Here is an 18,111-nt window from a genome sequence, read left to right on the forward strand (position 1 = left end):
GAACTGGCGCACGAGCGCGGCACGCCGGCCCTGGTCAACATCCACGATGTCGGCCTGGCGCAGGATTTTTCCGACCGGGTCATCGGCCTCAGCGAAGGGCGGCTGATCTTCGACGGCCCCACCAGCGATCTCACGGCCGACGTGCTGACGCAAATTTATGGCGAAGAGGACTGGAGCCAGACCATCCGCCGTGACGATGACGATGACGATGACGAGGGCGCGGGCGATAGTTCGCCGGCAGGTAAATCCCTAACCGACCAGGTCCGTGGCGAGGCAGCCGCCGGATGACCACCCGGACGACTGCCCCGGGCAGCTGGAAACCGCCCAGCCTGATTGAAAGCCCCTACCTGCGCTACGGCATCTTGGCACTGGGGCTGGCTTACCTGGTCTGGTCCATGGGCACCCTGGAAATCGATTGGGGGCGCACCGCCAGGGGCTTCCCGCGCGCCGGCGACATGCTCCAGCGCATGGTTCCCCCCGACTTCAGCCGCTGGGAATTGCTGCTCCGCGGCATCATCGAGAGCCTCGAGATGGCCTTTGCCGCCAGCGTCATCGGCATGGTCCTGGCCGTGCCGCTGGCGGTCTGCGGGGCCCGCAACCTGATGCCGCTGCCGGTCTATCTGGTGGCGCGGTCGATTATCGTGCTGAGCCGCACCTTCCATGAAGTCATCGTCGCCATCTTCTTCGTCAAGGTCGTCGGTTTCGGCCCCCTGGCCGGCTTGCTCACCCTGATCGTGGCCTCGGTCAGCTTCATCGCCAAGATGATCGCCGAGGACATCGAGAACATGAGCATGGGCCAGATCGAGGCCATCCGGGCGACCGGCGCCAGTTTTCCCAAGCTGCTGATCTACGCCGTGCAGCCTCAGGTTCTGCCGCGCTATCTGGGCGTCGCCATCTACCGGCTGGACGCCAACATCCGCCATTCGACGGTGGTCGGCATCGTCGGCGCCGGCGGCATCGGCATGACCCTTACGGCCACCTTCAAGCGCTACGACTACGACTTCAGCCTGGCCATCCTGCTGACCATCATCGCCTTGGTCTTTCTCGGGGAAATTTTCTCCAACTGGGTGAGGAAACGCCTGCGATGACGGCCTCCGAGCAGGCCGTCCGCCAGCCCGATATCTGGCGCAAGTATTCGCCCGGCGAATCCTTGGCGCGCTACGCCTGGTTCCTGGGCGCCGTCTTCATCCTGGTCTGGTCGCTCAGGCATCTCGACATCAACTGGGCCTACTTCATCGACGCCCATATTCAGGCGGCCGATCTAATGGTTCGCATGTATCCGCCCGACTGGCAGCACTTCGACTACATCCTCGACCCCTTGCTGGAGACCATCCACATCGCCACCCTGGGCACGGCGGTGACCGTCATCATTTCGCTGCCGGTGGCCTTCATCGCGGCGCGCAACACGACATTTAACGGCTTCACCTGGGCCCTTGGGCGTTTCATCCTGGTGGCGTCGCGTTCCATCAATACGGTGGTCTGGGCGTTGATTTTCGTGGCCATCTTCGGGCCCGGCGCGATGGCCGGCATCTGGGCCATCGCGGCGCGCTCCATCGGCTTCACGGGCAAGTTGATCGCCGAGGCCATCGAGGAAATCGACCATGGCGCCGTCGAGGCCATTGAGGCCACCGGGGCCTCGCGCCTGAAGGTTCTGCTGATCGGCGTGCTGCCCCAGGTGCTGCCGGTGATCTACGGCACCGTGGTCTACCGTTGGGACATCAACATCCGGGAATCGACGGTGCTCGGTTTCGTCGGCGCCGGCGGCATCGGCATCGAGCTTTATTCCTCGATCAACCAGTTCCTCTGGCGCGAGGTGGCGTTGATGTTCATCGCCATCTTTGCCGTCGTGGTGATCAGCGAGTTCGTCTCGGCCACCGTGCGCGCCAAAATCACCTGAGCCTCTGATCCGCGGGCGGACAGCCAGCCGCCCAAACACATTCTTCGCTACGAGGCACGGTTTCGATGTCCGGTTCAAGAATTTCACCGCCGGCAACCATCCCGCCCACAACCATCGCCGCCGACTATGCGGCCTGGGGAATAGAGATCTCCTTGGGCTGCCTGACGGCCACGGTAGCTGTGGGCGAGGGCGGGGCGGGGCTGGATGCGGCCATGGCGGCGGTGCTGGAGGCGGCGCCCGACGGCATCGCCGGGCTGCCCGCCATCGCGGCGACGCGCCGCGCCTACAAGGCAGGGGGCAAGGATCCCAGCCGCTACCGGCCCTCGGCAGAAGCCTTGCTGCGCAGGCTGCGCCAGGGCAAAGGGCTCTATCGCGTTAACAACGTCGTCGATGTCACCAACATGGTCTCGATTGCCAGCGGATTCTCTATCGGTATGTACGATCAGGCGCGGCTGGACGGGCCGCTGACGCTGCGCCCGGCCGCCGAGGGCGAAACCTACGCCGCCATCGGGCGGGGGCCGATCAATCTGGCCGGGCTGCCGGTGCTGTGCGATGCTGCGGGGCCCTTCGGCTGCCCCACCAGCGACAGCGAGCGCACGGCGATCAACACCGGCACCACGGCCATATTGATGGTGATATTCGATTTCGGTGTGGCGCACGAGCTGCCGGCGGCTCTCGGCCAGGCGGTGGCCTGGATTGCCGAGCACTGCGCCGGCCGCGATATCGAGGAGTGCCTTTTGTGAACGAGATCAAGAACGTTCTGGTGGTCGGCTCGGGCACCATGGGGCGCGGTATCGCGCAGTCTTTTTTGCGCGGTGGACACCGGGTGACGGTGCTCAGCCGCGATCCGGCCAAGGTGAGCGGACTGCCGTCCGAGGCCCGGCTGGTCGGCGAGCCACCGGATCAGGCGCCGGATTTGATTCTCGAAACCGTGGTCGAGGACCTCGACGTCAAGACGGCGCTCTATGCCCGGCTAGAGTCCGCCTACGGCGGCGGGCCGATCCTGGGCACCAACACATCGGGGCTTTCGCTCGATGCCCTGGCTGGGGGTCTCGACCATCCCCGGCGCTTCATCGGCATACACTACTTCCAGCCGGCCGAGGCGCTGCCGCTGGTCGAGGTCATTCGCACCACCGCCACCACCGACGAGGTCTTTGCCGCCGTCGCCGCATCTCTGGGGCGCAACGGCCAGCGCGTCTTGGAGGTACGCAAGCCGGTCAAGGGATTCCTCGCCAATCGGCTGCAGCACGCCATTTTGCACGAGGCCTTCAGCCTGATCGAGGCCGGCGTGGCCACGGCCGAGGACGTCGACAATTTTGCCAAGTACCTGTTTGGGCCGCGGCTCTCGGTGACCGGCTTGATCGAACAGAAGGACATCTCCGGCCTCAACGTCACGGCCAAGACGCAGCACAACCTGGTACCCGACCTCGACCATTCGGGGCGGCCGGGCCGGCTGCTTCTGGACAAAGTCGAAGCCGGCGATTTCGGCGTCAGCACGGGCCAGGGTTTTTACGACTGGCGGCAGCGCGACGTCGAGGCGCACAAGAGCCGTGCCGCCGACAAACTGGCACGCATCCTGGCAATCGTGCTGGAGGAATGATACCCAATCCGCTTGGTTGATTGCGGCAAGGCAGGAGCGGCGTCGATGATGCGTGTAGGTGTCGAGGTGGGGGGAACCTTTACCGATTTGGTGCTGGTCGACGGGGCCGGCGTGCGCGTCGAGAAGGTGCCCAGCACGCCGCACCAGCCCGACCTCGGCGCCATGCAGGCGCTGGCCGCGGCCGAGGTCGATTTTGGCCGGCTCGAGGATCTCGTGCACGGCTCAACGGTGGCCACCAACGCGGTGCTGGAACGCAAGGGGGCCAAGGTCTGCCTGGTGGTCAGCCGGGGCACCCGCGACGTGCTCTTTTTGCAGCGCCACACGCGGCGTCACATCTATGACCTTTTCTACCGAAAGCCCCAACCGGTGCTGCGGCGGCGCGACGTGGTCGAGGTCGCGGAACGGCTGACCGCCGACGGCTCGGTGGTCGAGGCGCTGGACGAGGCGGAAGCCGAGGCGCTGTTGCGGGAGAAACTCGCGGGCGGCTACGCGGCCGTGGCGATTTGCTTGCTCAACAGCTACGTCAACCCCCGGCACGAGGAGCGCCTGGCGGCGCTGGTGCGCCAGATCGACCCCAGCCTCAGCGTCACCTGTTCGGCCCACGTCTGCCGCGAGTTCCGCGAATACGAACGCTGCTCGACGGCCGCTCTGGCGGCCTACGTGCAGCCCGTGGTGGCGAGCTACCTGGGGCGTTTTTCGGCCTCCCTCGAGGCCGCCGGCTACCAGGGCCGCTTCAGCATCATGCAATCGAACGGCGGCCACCTGCCGGCCGCGGCCATCGGTCAGAACGCCATCACGTGTCTCTATTCCGGGCCCGCCGCCGGCGTCATCGGGGCCGCCCGCCAGGCCGCCAAGTCGGACTTCGAGAAAGTCATAACCCTGGACATGGGCGGCACCAGCACCGACGTCTCGCTGGTCGAGGGCGGGGTTCCGGAACTTGCCGGCATGACCGAGATCGACGGCCTGCCCATCAAGACGCCGGTCATCGATATCGCCACGGTGGGCGCCGGCGGCGGCTCGCTGGTCTGGCTCGACGACGGTGCCATGTTGCGCGTCGGGCCGCAGTCGGCCGGCGCCGATCCGGGTCCCGCCAGCTATGGCCGCGGCGGCAGCCAGCCGACCATCACCGACGCCCATCTGGTACGCGGCACGATCCGCGCCGCCTCCTTCCTCGAGGGCCGCATGGCGCTCGACGAGGCGGCGGCCCGGGCGGCGCTGGAGCCGCTGGCCGAGGCCTTCGGCATGGCTCTCGAGGAAGCCGCCGACAGCGCCGTGCAGATCGCCGAGGCCAACATCGTGCGGGCCGTGCAGCGCGTCTCCACCGAACGCGGCAAGGACCCTCGCGACTACGCCCTGGTGGCCTTCGGCGGGGCCGGGCCGATGATCGGCGCCCGGGTGGCCGAGGAGCTGGGCATGAGGGCCGTGGTGGTGCCGCCGCACGCCGGCGTGCTATCGGCCTGGGGCTTGTTGACCTCGGACTATGGCCATTACGAGAGCCGGACCCACCGGGTCCTTTTAGATGGTGCTGCTACGGGCACTGATTCTGCCATGGCTGAGTGCCGCCGTATTTTGGCCGAACTGCAGGCCGCTGCCGCCGGCTATTTGGCTGAGCATGGCGTCGCCGGCGGCCCGGCCTATGCCGCCAGCCTCGACATGCGCTACGTCGGCCAGGCCTTCGAGATTTCGGTCCCGGTCGATCTCGAGGCCATCGCGGACATGCCCCAGGCCGAGCTGCAAGCCGCCTTCGAGGAATGCCACCGCCAGGTCTTTGAATTCGACAAGGGCCACGGCGGGCTTTGCGAAATCATCACGCTGCGTGTCGGCGTCGCCGTGCCGCCGGCCGCCCTGCCGCAGGCGGCGCCCCCAGGGGGCAGCGGCCGGCCCGCGGAATCGGTCCGGCTTTTCGAGCGCGGCGTCTGGCTCGATTGCCCCTGCCGCCAGCGGCACGACGTGGATCAGGCCCAGGGGCCGGCGCTGATCGAGGACGGCACCTCGACCATCTTTCTGCCGCCGGGCTGGATCGCCGCCAGCGACGCCGCCGGCAATCTTGTGCTCGAGCAAAGGGAATCCCCATGACCGCCAGCGAGCTTTCGCCGCGCGACGAGGCCATTCTGTCGCAGGCCTTCCTGGCCATTGCCAACGAGATGGGCGCCAAGCTCGTGCGTTCGGCCCATTCGACCATCGTGCGCGAGGCCCAGGACGCCTCGACGGCGATCATGGATGCCGGCGGCGCCGTGGTGGCCCAGGCCGAGCTGATTCCCATGCAACTGGGCTCGATCAGCTACACCTTCGGGCCCTGCGCCGAGGTGACGCCGATTGCTGAGCTGCGTGAGGGTGATTTCTACATCACCAACGATCCCTACCAGGGCGGCCAGCACCTGCCGGATGTCTTTATTTTTTCGCCCATCTTCGTCGACGGCGAACTGATCGGCTTCGCCTCCTCGGTGGCCCACCACATCGATCTGGGCGGCGGCGCCCCCGGCCTCAACCCCGATGCCGGCGACGTGCATCAGGAAGGCATCATCATCCCGCCCAGCCGCTACAACGTCGGCCACGACTGGAACGGCGGGCCGCTGGAACGCCTGCTGGCCGCCAACATTCGCCTGCCCGATCAGACCATCGGCGACTTCAACGCCCAGTTCGCCGCCAACTCGATCGGTATCGAGCGCCTGAAGGAGCTCTGCCGCAAGCACGGCACGGCGCGCATCCGCCAAGCCATGCAGGCCATGCAGGACTATTCCGAACGCCGCATCCGGGCCGCCATCGCCGCCGCCCCCGACGGCACTTACCTGGGCGAAGACTCCATGGACGACGATGGCCTGGGCAGCGGGCCCTTGACCGTCAAGGCCCGGGTAACCATCTCGGGCTCGGACATCGAAGTCGACTTCGCGGGCACCTGCGACCAGGTCAAGTCCAACATAAACAACCCCTTCGCCTCGACCGTGGCCTCGGCGGTTTCCTGCATCAAGTCGGTGATGACCAGCGCCGACATCCCTTACAACGACGGCTGCGCCAAGGCCATCCGGGTGACGGCGCCCTATGGCAGCGTGCTCAACCCCAAGCCGCCGGCGCCGGTGCGGGCCAGGCTGTTGCCCAGCTACCGGGTTTTCGACGCGGTCATGAAGGCCCTGGCCCAAGCCATGCCCGACCGCGTCATCGCCTCGGGCTACGACACCACGACCATAGCCTGCCTCAGCCGCCTGGGCCCGGCCGGCTACAGCATCTACCTCGAGGTTTTCGGCGGCGGCTATGGCGCGGGACCACACAACGACGGCTGCGACGGTGTCGACTCGCCCTTGTCCAATTGTTCCAACATCCCCATCGAGGCCATGGACATGGGATTCGATTTCTTCCGCGTGCGCGATTACAGCCTGGTGCCCGATTCCGGCGGTGCCGGGCGCCAGCGTGGCGGCCTGGCGTTTCGCCGTATCTACGAGATCCTTGCCGACGAGGTCATCTTCGCCACCTACGCCGATCGCTTCAAAATCCAGCCTCAAGGCCTTTTCGGCGGCCAACCGGGAGCGCTCGCCCAGACCGCCGTCGAGCGCGACGGCCAATGCCTGCAGCTCAACTCCAAGCAAAGCCTCAAGCTCGAGAAGGGTGATCTCCTGATCATGCACACCGGTGGCGGTGCCGGCTACGGCCCGGCCGCCGAACGCCCGCCCCAACGCCTCGAGAGTGACCGCGCAGACGGCTACGTCAGCGCCGATCCCGAAGCTTGACGGGGGGGATCGGAGACCCTGAATCCACTCGGCGACAGGTCGGCATTTTCCCGCTGTGTCCGGTAGGGGCATTGACATCTCGGGCAAAAAGGATATACCTCGCCCCAACGTGATGCATTCGTTTGGTGCTACCTGAAGACCGGTACGCCGATTGACATGGTGCCCCCCTGACGATGTGAGCGTTCGACTGGCCGCGCTGTCACGTGGTGTGATATGCGGAAATATGGCCGCTGTTAGAGGAAACAACTATGACTACCGGTACCGTCAAATGGTTCAACCCGAACAAGGGTTACGGGTTCATCGAGCCGGAAGATGGCTCGAAAGACGCCTTCGTGCATATTTCGGCCGTCGAGCGCGCTGGATTGAGCTCGCTCAACGAAGGCCAGAAGGTCTCGTACGAGCTTCAGCCCGGGCAGAACGGCAAATCTTCGGCCGAGAACCTTTCTCTGGTCGACTAGCTGTACAAGGCGCCGCCCCCACTCCCGTTGGGGGCGGCGGCCGCTCGTCTTCGGCGCTGCGGCTATCTATCGTGACAAGGACTGCTAGCGGCGGGTGATGGCTCGCGCCGTCCTTGCGCTCGACAAGGCTTTTTACATTGCACATGAATAGCGCGGCGGTCAGCGATGGCCGCGCTTGTGGTGCGAGCCGATATTTGCCCTCGCCCCCGGCTCGAATTGCAGCGGAGGAATCCCGGGATGTGGAAATCATCAAGGAAATCGGCCAAGTCGAAGGCCGAGGCGCTGTTCGCGGCGACCCAGAAGAAGGACCGGCAGGTCCTGGACGAACGCGAAAGGGAGCGCCAGGAAAAAGCCGCCCACGTGGCCAAGCTGCGGGCTTTGCGCCTGGCCAAAGAGGCAGCCGACAAAGCGGAAGCCGAAGAAGCCAAAGCCAAAGCCTGATCCGCTTCGGATCTTCAGATCTTGCGGGCCACGAAGAAAGTGGTTTGGCCAACCTGGCGGCGCGGGGCATCGCTTTCCGCCAGATAGCTATCCAGCCCGCCCATTTCGCGCAGTTCCCTGATCTTGGCCTCGGCGGCGGCGATTTCCCCTGCCGGGGCCAGGGCCCAGCTCGAATCGGTCTTGCGCCACTCGGGCTTCAGTGGCCCCTCGGCGTCGGCGTAGGCCGCACCCTGCAGTACCCCGTCGAGCGGCACGAAACGGCCTTCGACGGCAAAACCCAACTCGCCCAGCATGACCTCGAGTTCTGCTGCCGGGATGCAGCGGCCAAAGAGTTTCTCGAGCGCCGTCGGTATCAGGTGCATGAACCAAAAGCCCTGGCGAAGCTGTTCGTGGCTGCAACAATTGACGCTGACGACGCCACCGGGACGGAGTACGCGGTGGGCCTCCGCCAAAGCGCTGCGGTGGCCGGAAAAGCCGCCATCGCCGCCTGTTTCCAGGTGATGAAGCACCTGGTTGAACATCACGCCATCGAAGTGCGCCGTCTCGAAGGGCAAGCTCTCGATGCTGCCTTGATGGAAGGCGATGCGGCAATCCTTGGCACCGTCCGCCAACTTCTGTTGGGCCACGGCCAGCATGCCGGGGTTGATGTCGATGGCCTCGAGGTGATCGACGTGGGGCAGCACGAGATGGGCATAGGCGCCGGTGCCGCAGCCGGCATCGAGCAGCCGGAAGGGGGCGCCCGATTGCCGTGCCAGGGCCAGGGCGCCGAGCAGGATCTCGCTGCCGATGGGCTGACGGGTCGTGTCGTAATGTTGGGCGACTTCGGAGTAGTTCTCGTATTTGCTCATATGGGCCTCGGCTTTGCGCCATTCTGGGAAACGATGAACTCCGGCGGTGCCACGAGGTCGAGGCGACCATCGCTATTCTCACCCTGCCAGAGCAATATCATTTCGCAGTTATTTTTCTCCGCTTGCAAGCCGTAATGGGCTGCCAGCGGCGGCTCCAGCGCCAGTCTTGTTTCGTCCTGCCCGGCCTCGATGCGGCGGGAGATGTTCCGCGTCGAGGTCTCGACACTGGATAGGCTGACGGAATCGATGATGAACATGGCGAACAATGTGCCGCCGCCGTGGTCCGGGGCGAACTTCAGCCCGGCGCCGGCGATCGCCGCGCCGGCGAATTCGTACCGCAAGAAGCTTACTGGCCGGGCGCCGATACCGTTTTTGTCGGGGCCGAGCAGCACCAGGAATGAGATCTCCTCGAGCGAAGGCGAGAGCTCGGCCAAGGAGGCGGTAGCAAAGCCGTTCGTGAACATTCCCGAAATTTCCCGCCATTCAGGATGCAGGCGCAAAAAATCCCTGACCGCCCAATTGACGCCGGGAAGCTGGAAATCGTCGACCAGCATGACGGCATTGTTGGCGGCGAAGCGGGCGCATTGGATGAGATCCGTCAGGGCCGCGGCGTGGCTATGGTCGCCGTCGATCAGGGCCAGGTCGAAACGCAGCCCCGGGTTCAAAGTCAGGCGTTTGAAAAAGTCGAGCGAGCCCACGGTGACGAATGTGGTGATATCCCGGGCCGCCTCGGGCCAACGCTGCATGGCCTCGTGAACCTCCGCCTCGCGGGTTTTCAGCAGATCGATGGTCAACAGTATGCCGCTGCCCGTATCGGCCAGCGCGCGGGCAATGATCTCCGAGGTGCCGCCATAATAGGTGCCGATTTCGAGCACCGTGCCGGGTCGCTGCAACCTGACCAGGCCATCGACAAAGGCCCGCGAGGCGGGCGACAGCAACGAGGCTTCGGGAAAGGTCTCGAACGTGCTCAGCGTCGCGGCGAAGCTTTCGGCGCTGACGATGCCTCTGATTTGCTCAGCCAGATCGTCTCTCATTTCTCATCCGCCCAATCGTAGTGTCGGCGGGCCGCGTCCGGGCTGACCTTGCCGTCGGCCAGATCGGCCTCGAGCGCCGTCCGGTCGCGCTCGGCCGCCGGACCGAAGCCGCCGCCGCCGGCGGTTTCGATGCGCAGGCGGTCACCGGCCGCCAGCTGGGTTACCGTCTTCGACGGGATTTCCTCGCGGCTGCCGTCGGCGCGCACGATCTGCGAGTGCGCCAGTGCTCCGGCCTCGCCGCCGGCCAGGCCCGCGGCGGCCGCGAAATGGCGCTCGCCGCGGTGCGAGAGTGACACCGGGCCTTCGAGGAATTCGAATTCCTTGATCACGCCGAGGCCGCCGCGGAACTTGCCGGCGCCTCCTGAATCTGGGCGCAAGGAGACGCGGTGGACGCGGATCGGCGCCTCCATCTCCATGGCCTCGGCCGGCAGGTTCATGCAGTTGGTGGCGTCGGTCTCGATGCCGTCGATGCCGTCGTGGCCGGCGCCGGCACCGGAGCCGCCGGCCAGCAGCTCGCCGGTGACGAAGGCCTTGCCGCTCTCCGCCATGCGGCCGCCAAAGGCCATCACCAGCAGCTCGCCGGCCGGGCTCGCCGGCACCCGGTCGGGCACGGCCTGGGCCAGCGCCCCCAGCATGCAGCCGGTGATGCGCTTGATCGTCGCGGTGCGGGCGTTGACCGGTGCCGGCTCGCGCGGGTTGACCAGGCTGCCTTCCGGCAGCGTCAGCCGGATCGGCCGGAAGCAGCCGCCGTTGCTCGGGATCGAGGAATCGGTGATGGCGCGAACGGCGAAGCAGGCCGCCGCTAGGCTGCCCGACGGCACGCAGTTCATGGGGCCGGTTACCTGGGCGCTGGTGCCGGAGAGATCGAAATGGACGTCGTCGCCGGCCAGCGTCGCCGTCACTTCGATGCGGATGCGCCGGTCGAGGTCGATGCCGTCGTTGTCGAGGTAGTCGACGTAATGGTAGCTGCCGTCGGGAATTTGCCGGAGCGCCGCCCGGGTCATGGCTTCGGAACGCTCGAGCAGGCGCTGGCAGACCTCGGCCAGGAATTCGGCGCCATGGCGTTCGACCAGGTCCCGGAGCCTCCGGATCCCGACCTTGCAGGCCGCCACCTGGGCGTTGAGGTCGCCGAGGAAGGTATCCGGTATGCGCACGTTCTGGCGCAAAAGCGCCGTCAGGGTGGGGTCGAACTCGCCCTCCCGGGCCCAGCGCACCGGGGGAATGCGCAGGCCTTCCTGGAACACCTCGGTGGCGTTGGTCGGTACCGAGCCCGCCGACATGCCGCCGATGTCCTGATGGTGCGTCATGGCGGCGGCATAGGCGACCAGGCGGTCGGTCGCGAACACCGGCATGATCACCGCCACGTCCGGCAAGTGCGTTCCGCCGCAATAGGGATCGTTCATCATGTAGATGTCGCCGGGCCGCATGTCGGCCGGCGGGAAGCGCTCGATGACGCTGGCCAGGCAGGGGATCAGCGTCGCCAGATGGATGGGGATGGCGCAGGCCTGGGCCAGCGTCTGGCCTTCCGGCGTGAACAGGCTGGCCGAGGCGTCCATGCCCTCCTTGACGATGGGCGAAAAGGACGAGCGCAGCAGCGTCGTCTCCATCTCCTCGGCGATGCCCTCGAAGCGGTGGCGCAGCACCTCCAGCGTGATGGCATCGATGTCACTCATGCCGTGCCCTAGGGGCGCGGCGTTCGATGAGCAAACTGCCGCCCTCTACGACGCCCGCCCGCCAGCCCGGCGGGATCAGCGTCGTGGTGTCGGCCTGCTCGACGATGGCCGGGCCGGCGATCCCGGCGCCCGCGGGCAGCGCTGTGCGATCGTAAATGGCGGCGCCGATGGTGCCGGCCGTGCCGTCGACGCTGATCGGGCGCTCGCCCTTGGATCGGGCGTCGTTCACACCGGTTTCCTCGGCCGCTGACAGTATCGAAAGGTCGAGCTCGGCACCCCTGGCCCGGTGGACCGAGCGCAAGTTGACGATGCGGGCCGGGCCCTCGATGGCGTGTCCGTGCACGCCTTCGTGGACGGCCAGGAAGGCGGCGTGAAGTGCCGCCGCCGGATCGCTGCCCGTGAGGTCGAGCGGCACTTCCAGGCTGTAGCTCTGGCCGATGTAGCAGATGTCGGCGAAATAGTGGATTTCCTGGCTGCCGGCGGCGACACCCTCGGCCGCCATCAGCTCGGCGCAGCGCCGGTCGATGGCGGCCAGCGCCGTTCTCGTGGTTTCCAGGTCGAGGTCTTCGAGCTCCCGGTGAAAGGCGGCCGTGACCTCGTGCTCGACCGCTGCCGCCAGCAGGCCGGTGGCCGACAAGACGCCCGGGGTCTGAGGCACGAGCACCCTTGCGATCCCCAGTTCGGCGGCCAGCGGCACGGCATGCAGCGCCCCGGCACCACCGAGCGCCAGCAGTACGAAGCCGCGCGGATCGAGCCCGCGGTTGACCGAAACCAGGCGAATCCCCTCGGTCATCTGGGCATTGGCCACCCGGTGGATGCCCAGCGCGGCTTCGTCGACGCCAATCCCCATCGGGCCGGCAATCACTTCGGCGATGGCTTGTCGCGCCCGCTCGGCATCCAGCGCCATGCTGCCGCCGGCGAAGTTCGAGGGGTTCAGGTAGCCCAGCACGACCGAGGCATCCGTCAGCGTGGGATCGGTTCCACCCTGGCCGTAGCAGGCCGGTCCGGGATCGGCGCCGGCCGACCGCGGCCCGACCCGCAGGCCTGCGGCGGCATCGAGCCAGGCGATGGAGCCGCCGCCGGCGCCCAGCGTGTTGATGTCGAGCATGGGCACGCGCACGGAAAAGCCGGCGATCTCGCTTTCCGGCCGCACCAGCGCCTGGCCGCCGGAGACCAGTGCAATGTCGCAACTGGTGCCGCCCACGTCGAGGGTGATGAGGTCATCGAACCCCGCCGCCCGCCCCGCCGCCCGGCCGCCGATGACGCCGGCCGCCGGCCCCGAAAGAAACAGCCTGACGGGCCGCTGACGCGCCACTTGGGCCGCCGCCAGGCCGCCGCGCGATTGCATGATCTGCAAGGGCGCCGGTACGCCGGCCGCCGCCAGGTCGCGCTCCATGGCGCCCAAGTAGCGGTCGACCACGGGTTTCGAGTAGGCATCGAAGGCGGTGACGCAGGTGCGCTCGTATTCGCGAAAGGTGGGATCGACGTCGGACGAGAGCGACACCATGACGCCGGGATGGTGCGCTTCGATGTACTCGCGCGCCGCCTGTTCGTGCTCGGGGTGCAAAAACGAAAAGAGAAAACAGACGGCAATGGTTTCGACCTGCTGGCCGACCAACCCGTCCACCGCCCGGGCCAGCGAATCCGCATCCAACGGCACCAGCACCTCGCCCGCCGCCGAGACCCGCTCCCGCACCTCGGCCCGCCGCGCCCCCGGTGCCAGGAACACCGGCGTCTCGGGCTCGAGGCGCAAGTCATACATCTGGCGCCGCATCTGGCGGCCGAGCTCCAGCACGTCACCGAAGCCCTCGGTGGCCAGTATCCCGGTCCGCCCGCCACGGCGTTGCAGCACGGCGTTCGTCGCCACCGTGGTGCCGTGCGCGAAACGCACCAGCTCGCTGGCTTTTAGATTCCATTCAGCTTCCATGCGCTCGAAGCCCGCCCGTATGGCCTCGCTGGGATCGGCCGGCGTGCTCGGCACCTTCATCAGGCGAATGCCGTCGGCGCCCCGGCAAACGATGTCGGTAAAGGTGCCGCCTGTATCGATGCCGATTTCGTAAACTGGATCAGCCATGTACGCGCCCCGCCGGAAATCGTCCGCGCCCTTGGTAGCACTTCCGGCAGGGCTCAGGCCACGATTGATGGGGGAGGGGGGTGGCGTCCCACACCCTACACTTCCGGAAACCCGGTCCGGCCGGGCCATCATGAAGTCCGCCGGCAACCTCCAGTGACGCTGCCGGGCTAGATCCCGCTGAAATCCGCCGGCCGTTTCTCCTCGAAGGCGGCGATGGCCTCGCGGTTGGCGGGGCCGCCGACGAGGCTGGCGAAGGTTTCGTCCTCGCGCGCCCGGGCGGCGCGGACGGCGTCGAGGCGGGCGGCCAGCAGGAGTTTCTTGTTGGCCACCAGGGCAGCCACCGGCATGGCGGCGATCTTGGCGGCCAGAGCGTTTGCCGCGGCCTGCAGCTCGGCGTCCGGCACCAGGGCTTGGGCGAGGCCGCAGGCCACCGCCTCAGGGGCCTCCAGCCAATCGCCGGTATAGAAAAGTTTCGCCGTGGCGGCGGCGCCGATGGTGGCCGGCAACAGGAACGAGCTGCCGGCCTCGGCCGAGACGCCCAGGCTGACGAAGGGCGCCTTGAGGCGCGCGCTTTCGGCCATCAAGACGAAATCGCAGTGCGGCAAGAGCGTCAGGCCGATGCCGACGCCGATGCCGTTGACGGCGGCGATGAGGGGCTTGGGAAAGGCTTCGACGGTCTCGATGAAATCCCTGAAGCCGGCGTCCATGCGCTCCTCGTGGCTGCGCCCGTCGGCCAGCTCGCCAAGGTCCTGGCCGGCCGAAAAAGCCCGGCCCTTGCCCGTCAGCACCACCACGGCGACGTCGCCGTCGGCGGCCGATTCCTTTAGCGCCCGGGTGACGGCAGCGTAGAGCGCGTCGTTGAAGGCGTTCAGCGCCTGCGGCCGGTTCAGGGTCAGCCGGCGGACCCGTTTTTCATCATTGATGCGCAGGAGATCGTCGGTCATGGCTCGGGATCAAGATTCTACAGTTGCCAAAAAATCCCTGGCCTCTTGCAGAAACCGCGGCCAGGCCGGCTCGTCCTCGAGGATCAGATGGTTGTGGCCCTCCAGCGCCACGAAACGGGCGCCGGGGATGCTTGCCGCCATGCGGCGCCCGGCGTCGAAGGGCACGATGCCGTCGTCACGGCAATGCAGTACCAGGGTGGGCACCGAGATGCCTGCCAAGAGGTCGCTGACGTCGATGTTGTTGGTGAGGCCGCGCAAGCGGGCGGCGGTTTCCGGCGAGGTCGTGTTGCGCTGCATTTCGTTGAACCAGTCCATCTGCTCCTTGCTGGCGCCGGGCATGAATCTCGTGGTGAAGAATTGGCGGAAGGCGGGATTGTCCTGGCCCCAGCCTTCGCGAATCATCTGGGTTTCCAACGCCGCCATCTGTTGGTCGGCCTCGGATCCCGTTTGCAGCCCACCCTTGGCGAAACCGCCGTAGAGCAACAGGCGGCTCACCTTCTCCGGATGGCGGATGGCGTAGGCGATGGAATAGCTACAGCCTTGCGAAATGCCAAAGAGCGGAAAGCGCTCGAGGCCGGTGACCTCGATCACCGACGCCAGGTCGTCGACCATGCTGTCGAAATCGATAGTGGCGCGTTCCAGTCGGAGAGGCCGTTGCCGCGCTGGTCGAAGCGCACCAGGGTGTGGTCCCGGGCAAAGGCTCGCAGCAGGTGGCCCCAGACCGGGCTTTGCCAGTCGTATTCGAGGTGATGCATCCAGTTGGGCGCCTTGACCAGGGGCGGGCCATCACCCACCGTGGCATAGGCGATGGTGACGCCGTCGGCGGCTTGGCAAAAGCGGATTTCCTGCTGCAAATCATCGGGGAGCGCAGTCGCGGATTCCCTGACTTCGCTGCCGCCCGGCCGGCCGATGCGCCAGACGCGCAAGGGCGCCGAGACGTGCTTGACGGTCTTGTCGCCGAGATCCTCGAAGGGCGCCTCGATGCGGTTGCGAACCGCCTCGTAGACCAGGCCGGAGAGGCAGATGCTGCCGGGATCGGCCAGGCCCTCGAGGCGGGCCGCCAGGTTGACGCCCTCGCCGTGAATGTCCTCGCCGTCGTCGATGACGTCGCCGAGGTTGACGCCCATGCGGAATTCGAGCGGGCTGGCGGCCAGTTCGTTTTGCATGGCGATGGCGCAGTTGACGGCATCCTGGGCGGTGGCGAATTCAGCCAGAAAGCCGTCGCCCGTATGCTTGACGATGCGCCCCGAAAGCCTGGCGATGGCCGGATCGATGACCTCGGATCGGGCCTCGTGCCAGGCGGCCACGGTGCCGTCGGTATCCTGTTCCATCAGGCGCGTGTAGCCGGCGATGTCGGCCGCCAGGATGGCTACGAGCCGGCGGCTGATTTCCTTCTCGGCCATTCCCCCTCCTGTTTGGCCTCGACCGGCAAATCTTAGCCCAGACGGCTTGCTGAGGCCGAAAAAATCTTGCGCCAGACCAGCCCCAGTGCCGCGAGCAACAAGAGCGCCGCGGCGGCGACGTTGTTGAGCGGCAGCAGCAACTCGCCGAGCAGTCGGTCGTCGAGCGGGACCAAGGGCAAGGCGAGACCTTGAAGCAGCAGGCCTGCCGCCCCTTGCAGCGGTGCGGCGAGCAACCAGAGGCAGATGGCGAGGGCCAGGCCCAGAGCGATCCGGGCGAGCCGCGGGCGGCGGCCTTGGGCCTCGATGCGGGCCATCACCTGGGCGCTGAAGGCTTCCGCCGGCAGCTCCTGCTCGGCCTCGGCGAACATTGCTTGCAGGCCAAGGTCGCGGTCGTCGCGGTTGTCGGTCATCGGGGATCCTCCGATTCAGGGCGCTCGGCGTAGGCGGACAGGAGTTGCCGCAGGCGCTGGGCGCCGCGGCGGATGTGGGATTTGACGGTGCCTGCGGGCAGGTCCGTGAGTTCGGCGATTTCGCCGTGGCTCAGGCCCTCGGCGTAGGACAGCACGAGGCAGGTGCGCACGGGCCCGGCCAGCCTCGCCAGGGCGGCGTCGAGGTCCATGGCAAGGCCGTTGGCCGCTGACTGGGCGCGGCCGGGATCGATATGCTCGTCGAATTCCTCGGCGCCGCTGAGAGCGTCCTGGCGGCGCTGGTGCTGCAGCCAGGTGCTGACGGCCAGGCGCTTGAGCCAGGCACCGAAAGCCTGGGCCTGGCGCAAGCCCGCGATACCGCGCCAGGCCTGCAGGAAGGTTTGTTGCGCGCCAGGTCGTCGGCCAGCGCGGCATCGCCGCTGAGGCGCCGCATCAGGTTGCGGATCCAGGATTGGCGCCGCCGGACCAACTCGGCAAAGGCGTCCCGGTCGCCGGTCCGGGCCAGGCCGACGACCAGGGATTCGGGTGCTTGGGCGTATTCGGCCCGGGAGTCATCGGTCTTCGTGGGGGGCACGAATTCGCCGCCTGACAGCTAACCTGAAGGTCGGTTTTCCTGGTCGCCGGCCGACTTTGCCGCCACCAGCAGCCCGACGGCGATGCACAGTATCAGGGCGGCGACGCCCAGCAAGGGCAGCAGCGCCGCCGCCGTCTGCTGGCTGACGAACCATCCCAGCAAGGCCAAGCCCGGAGCGATGAACAGCATGATCAGCCCCGATATCCTGAGATCGCGGTCCAGATGATCCTTGGCGCCGCTGGCCGACAGGATCTTGCTCATGAGTTCCTGATCGATGGCTTGGCCGCTTTGCATCATGAGGCGCAGCGTTTCCTGTTCGCTCTCGCGCTTGCGCACGTAAAACCAGATGCCGGCCACCACGACGATAGCCACGAACCCCCAAAAGCCGATGGCCGCCAGTCCGGCTCCGATACCCATTCCTTGCATCTCGCTCTCCTCGGTTTGAGTGCCTGATACCCATAAAGATGCAGCGGGCGGCGGTTTGGATGCAGCCGGGCGGGATTTTACCCTGCTACCAGGCCCGCCGCTTCGATGCCGGCGATGGCGCAGGCCTCGTCGAGGTCCGAGGTGTCGCCGCTGATGCCGACGGCGCCCCAGATCTCGCCGCCCGCCGTCTCGCGGATCAAAACCCCGCCCGCAACCGGCACCAAACGGCCGCCCGAAGCGGCCACGGCGGCGCTGATGAAGCTCGGGCGTTCGGCCGCCACCTCGGCCAACTGGCGCGAGTTCTGGCCCATGCCGAGAGCGCCCCAGGCCTGCCCATGGCGATCTCCGGGCGCAGCAGGCTGGAGCCGTCCTGGCGCTCGAAGGCCTTCAATTGGCCGCCCTGGTCCAGGACGGCTACCGTGAGAGATTTTGCGTTCAATTCCAATCCGTTGGCGAGAGATGCTTTGATAATGGTTGAAGCTTGTTCGAGGCTCGGACGAATCATCGGGGACTCCATTTGTTTTGCCGCAACGGCGGTATCCGCTATTAGTCGGTAATCCAGGGCATAGCACATATCGGAGGCGTGGCA

General features: G+C 66.8%; 19 protein-coding genes and 1 pseudogene. 9 read left to right on the forward strand and 11 right to left on the reverse strand.

Annotated features, from left to right (window positions below):
• The 9 genes from QGG75_18350 to QGG75_18390 form a co-directional block, all read left to right on the forward strand.
• A partial coding sequence (locus QGG75_18350; GenBank protein MDP6069190.1) for a hypothetical protein occupies nucleotides 1-288 on the forward strand: 288 nt, incomplete at its 5' end.
• Nucleotides 285-1,088, forward strand: coding sequence for a phosphonate ABC transporter, permease protein PhnE (gene phnE / locus QGG75_18355; GenBank protein ID MDP6069191.1), 804 nt, complete (start codon nucleotides 285-287; stop codon nucleotides 1,086-1,088). The genes QGG75_18350 and phnE (QGG75_18355), both read left to right, overlap by 4 nt.
• Nucleotides 1,085-1,897, forward strand: coding sequence for a phosphonate ABC transporter, permease protein PhnE (gene phnE / locus QGG75_18360; GenBank protein MDP6069192.1), 813 nt, complete (start codon nucleotides 1,085-1,087; stop codon nucleotides 1,895-1,897). The genes phnE (QGG75_18355) and phnE (QGG75_18360) overlap by 4 nt, the downstream gene beginning before the upstream one ends.
• A 65-nt stretch (nucleotides 1,898-1,962) precedes the next feature.
• Complete coding sequence (locus tag QGG75_18365) at nucleotides 1,963-2,640, forward strand: phenylalanine--tRNA ligase beta subunit-related protein (GenBank protein ID MDP6069193.1); 678 nt, start codon at nucleotides 1,963-1,965, stop codon at nucleotides 2,638-2,640.
• Nucleotides 2,637-3,497: a 3-hydroxyacyl-CoA dehydrogenase NAD-binding domain-containing protein gene (locus QGG75_18370; protein MDP6069194.1), complete on the forward strand. Its 861-nt coding sequence runs from the start codon at nucleotides 2,637-2,639 to the stop codon at nucleotides 3,495-3,497. The genes QGG75_18365 and QGG75_18370 overlap by 4 nt, the downstream gene beginning before the upstream one ends.
• 45 nt (nucleotides 3,498-3,542) lie before the next feature.
• Entirely contained in the window at nucleotides 3,543-5,573 is a 2,031-nt protein-coding gene (locus tag QGG75_18375) for a hydantoinase/oxoprolinase family protein (GenBank protein ID MDP6069195.1), read from the forward strand.
• Nucleotides 5,570-7,219: a hydantoinase B/oxoprolinase family protein gene (locus QGG75_18380; GenBank protein MDP6069196.1), complete on the forward strand. Its 1,650-nt coding sequence runs from the start codon at nucleotides 5,570-5,572 to the stop codon at nucleotides 7,217-7,219. Before QGG75_18375 ends, QGG75_18380 begins: the two co-directional genes overlap by 4 nt.
• A gap of 248 nt (nucleotides 7,220-7,467) precedes the next feature.
• Nucleotides 7,468-7,677 carry a cold-shock protein gene (locus tag QGG75_18385; protein MDP6069197.1) on the forward strand — a complete coding sequence of 70 codons (210 nt, stop codon included), beginning with the start codon at nucleotides 7,468-7,470 and terminating at the stop codon, nucleotides 7,675-7,677.
• A 237-nt stretch (nucleotides 7,678-7,914) separates the two neighbouring features.
• Nucleotides 7,915-8,118, forward strand: a complete 204-nt coding sequence (locus QGG75_18390; GenBank protein MDP6069198.1) for a hypothetical protein — start codon at nucleotides 7,915-7,917, stop codon at nucleotides 8,116-8,118.
• Between the two features lie 14 nt (nucleotides 8,119-8,132).
• Here the strand turns inward: QGG75_18390 and QGG75_18395 are convergent, their stop codons facing one another.
• From QGG75_18395 to QGG75_18445, 11 genes and pseudogenes are all read right to left on the reverse strand, one after another.
• Entirely contained in the window at nucleotides 8,133-8,966 is an 834-nt protein-coding gene (locus QGG75_18395; GenBank protein MDP6069199.1) for a class I SAM-dependent methyltransferase, read from the reverse strand.
• The gene (locus QGG75_18400) at nucleotides 8,963-10,000 is read right to left on the reverse strand and encodes a class I SAM-dependent methyltransferase (GenBank protein ID MDP6069200.1); all 1,038 of its coding nucleotides are present in this window, start codon (nucleotides 9,998-10,000) and stop codon (nucleotides 8,963-8,965) included. The genes QGG75_18395 and QGG75_18400 overlap by 4 nt, the downstream gene beginning before the upstream one ends.
• A complete protein-coding gene (locus QGG75_18405) occupies nucleotides 9,997-11,673 on the reverse strand; it encodes a hydantoinase B/oxoprolinase family protein (GenBank protein MDP6069201.1) in 1,677 nt (558 codons plus the stop codon). Before QGG75_18405 ends, QGG75_18400 begins: the two co-directional genes overlap by 4 nt.
• A complete protein-coding gene (locus tag QGG75_18410; GenBank protein MDP6069202.1) occupies nucleotides 11,666-13,747 on the reverse strand; it encodes a hydantoinase/oxoprolinase family protein in 2,082 nt (693 codons plus the stop codon). Before QGG75_18410 ends, QGG75_18405 begins: the two co-directional genes overlap by 8 nt.
• 167 nt (nucleotides 13,748-13,914) lie before the next feature.
• Entirely contained in the window at nucleotides 13,915-14,691 is a 777-nt protein-coding gene (locus tag QGG75_18415) for an enoyl-CoA hydratase-related protein (GenBank protein ID MDP6069203.1), read from the reverse strand.
• Between the two features lie 9 nt (nucleotides 14,692-14,700).
• Entirely contained in the window at nucleotides 14,701-15,303 is a 603-nt protein-coding gene (locus QGG75_18420) for an alpha/beta hydrolase (GenBank protein MDP6069204.1), read from the reverse strand.
• A complete protein-coding gene (locus tag QGG75_18425; GenBank protein MDP6069205.1) occupies nucleotides 15,279-16,094 on the reverse strand; it encodes an adenylate/guanylate cyclase domain-containing protein in 816 nt (271 codons plus the stop codon). Before QGG75_18425 ends, QGG75_18420 begins: the two co-directional genes overlap by 25 nt.
• Nucleotides 16,095-16,126: 32 nt before the next feature.
• Nucleotides 16,127-16,504 (reverse strand): hypothetical protein, encoded by a 378-nt coding sequence (locus QGG75_18430; GenBank protein ID MDP6069206.1) that lies wholly within the window; start codon nucleotides 16,502-16,504, stop codon nucleotides 16,127-16,129.
• On the reverse strand, nucleotides 16,501-16,971 hold the full coding sequence (locus tag QGG75_18435) for a sigma-70 family RNA polymerase sigma factor (protein ID MDP6069207.1): 471 nt from the start codon (nucleotides 16,969-16,971) through the stop codon (nucleotides 16,501-16,503). Before QGG75_18435 ends, QGG75_18430 begins: the two co-directional genes overlap by 4 nt.
• Nucleotides 16,972-17,114: 143 nt before the next feature.
• A complete protein-coding gene (locus tag QGG75_18440) occupies nucleotides 17,115-17,522 on the reverse strand; it encodes a DUF6249 domain-containing protein (protein MDP6069208.1) in 408 nt (135 codons plus the stop codon).
• A gap of 77 nt (nucleotides 17,523-17,599) precedes the next feature.
• Nucleotides 17,600-18,027: pseudogene (locus QGG75_18445) on the reverse strand (heme-binding protein).
• Nucleotides 18,028-18,111 lie beyond the last annotated feature (84 nt).

The sequence above is a fragment of the Alphaproteobacteria bacterium genome, assembly GCA_030740435.1.
GTDB lineage: Bacteria > Pseudomonadota > Alphaproteobacteria > UBA2966 > UBA2966.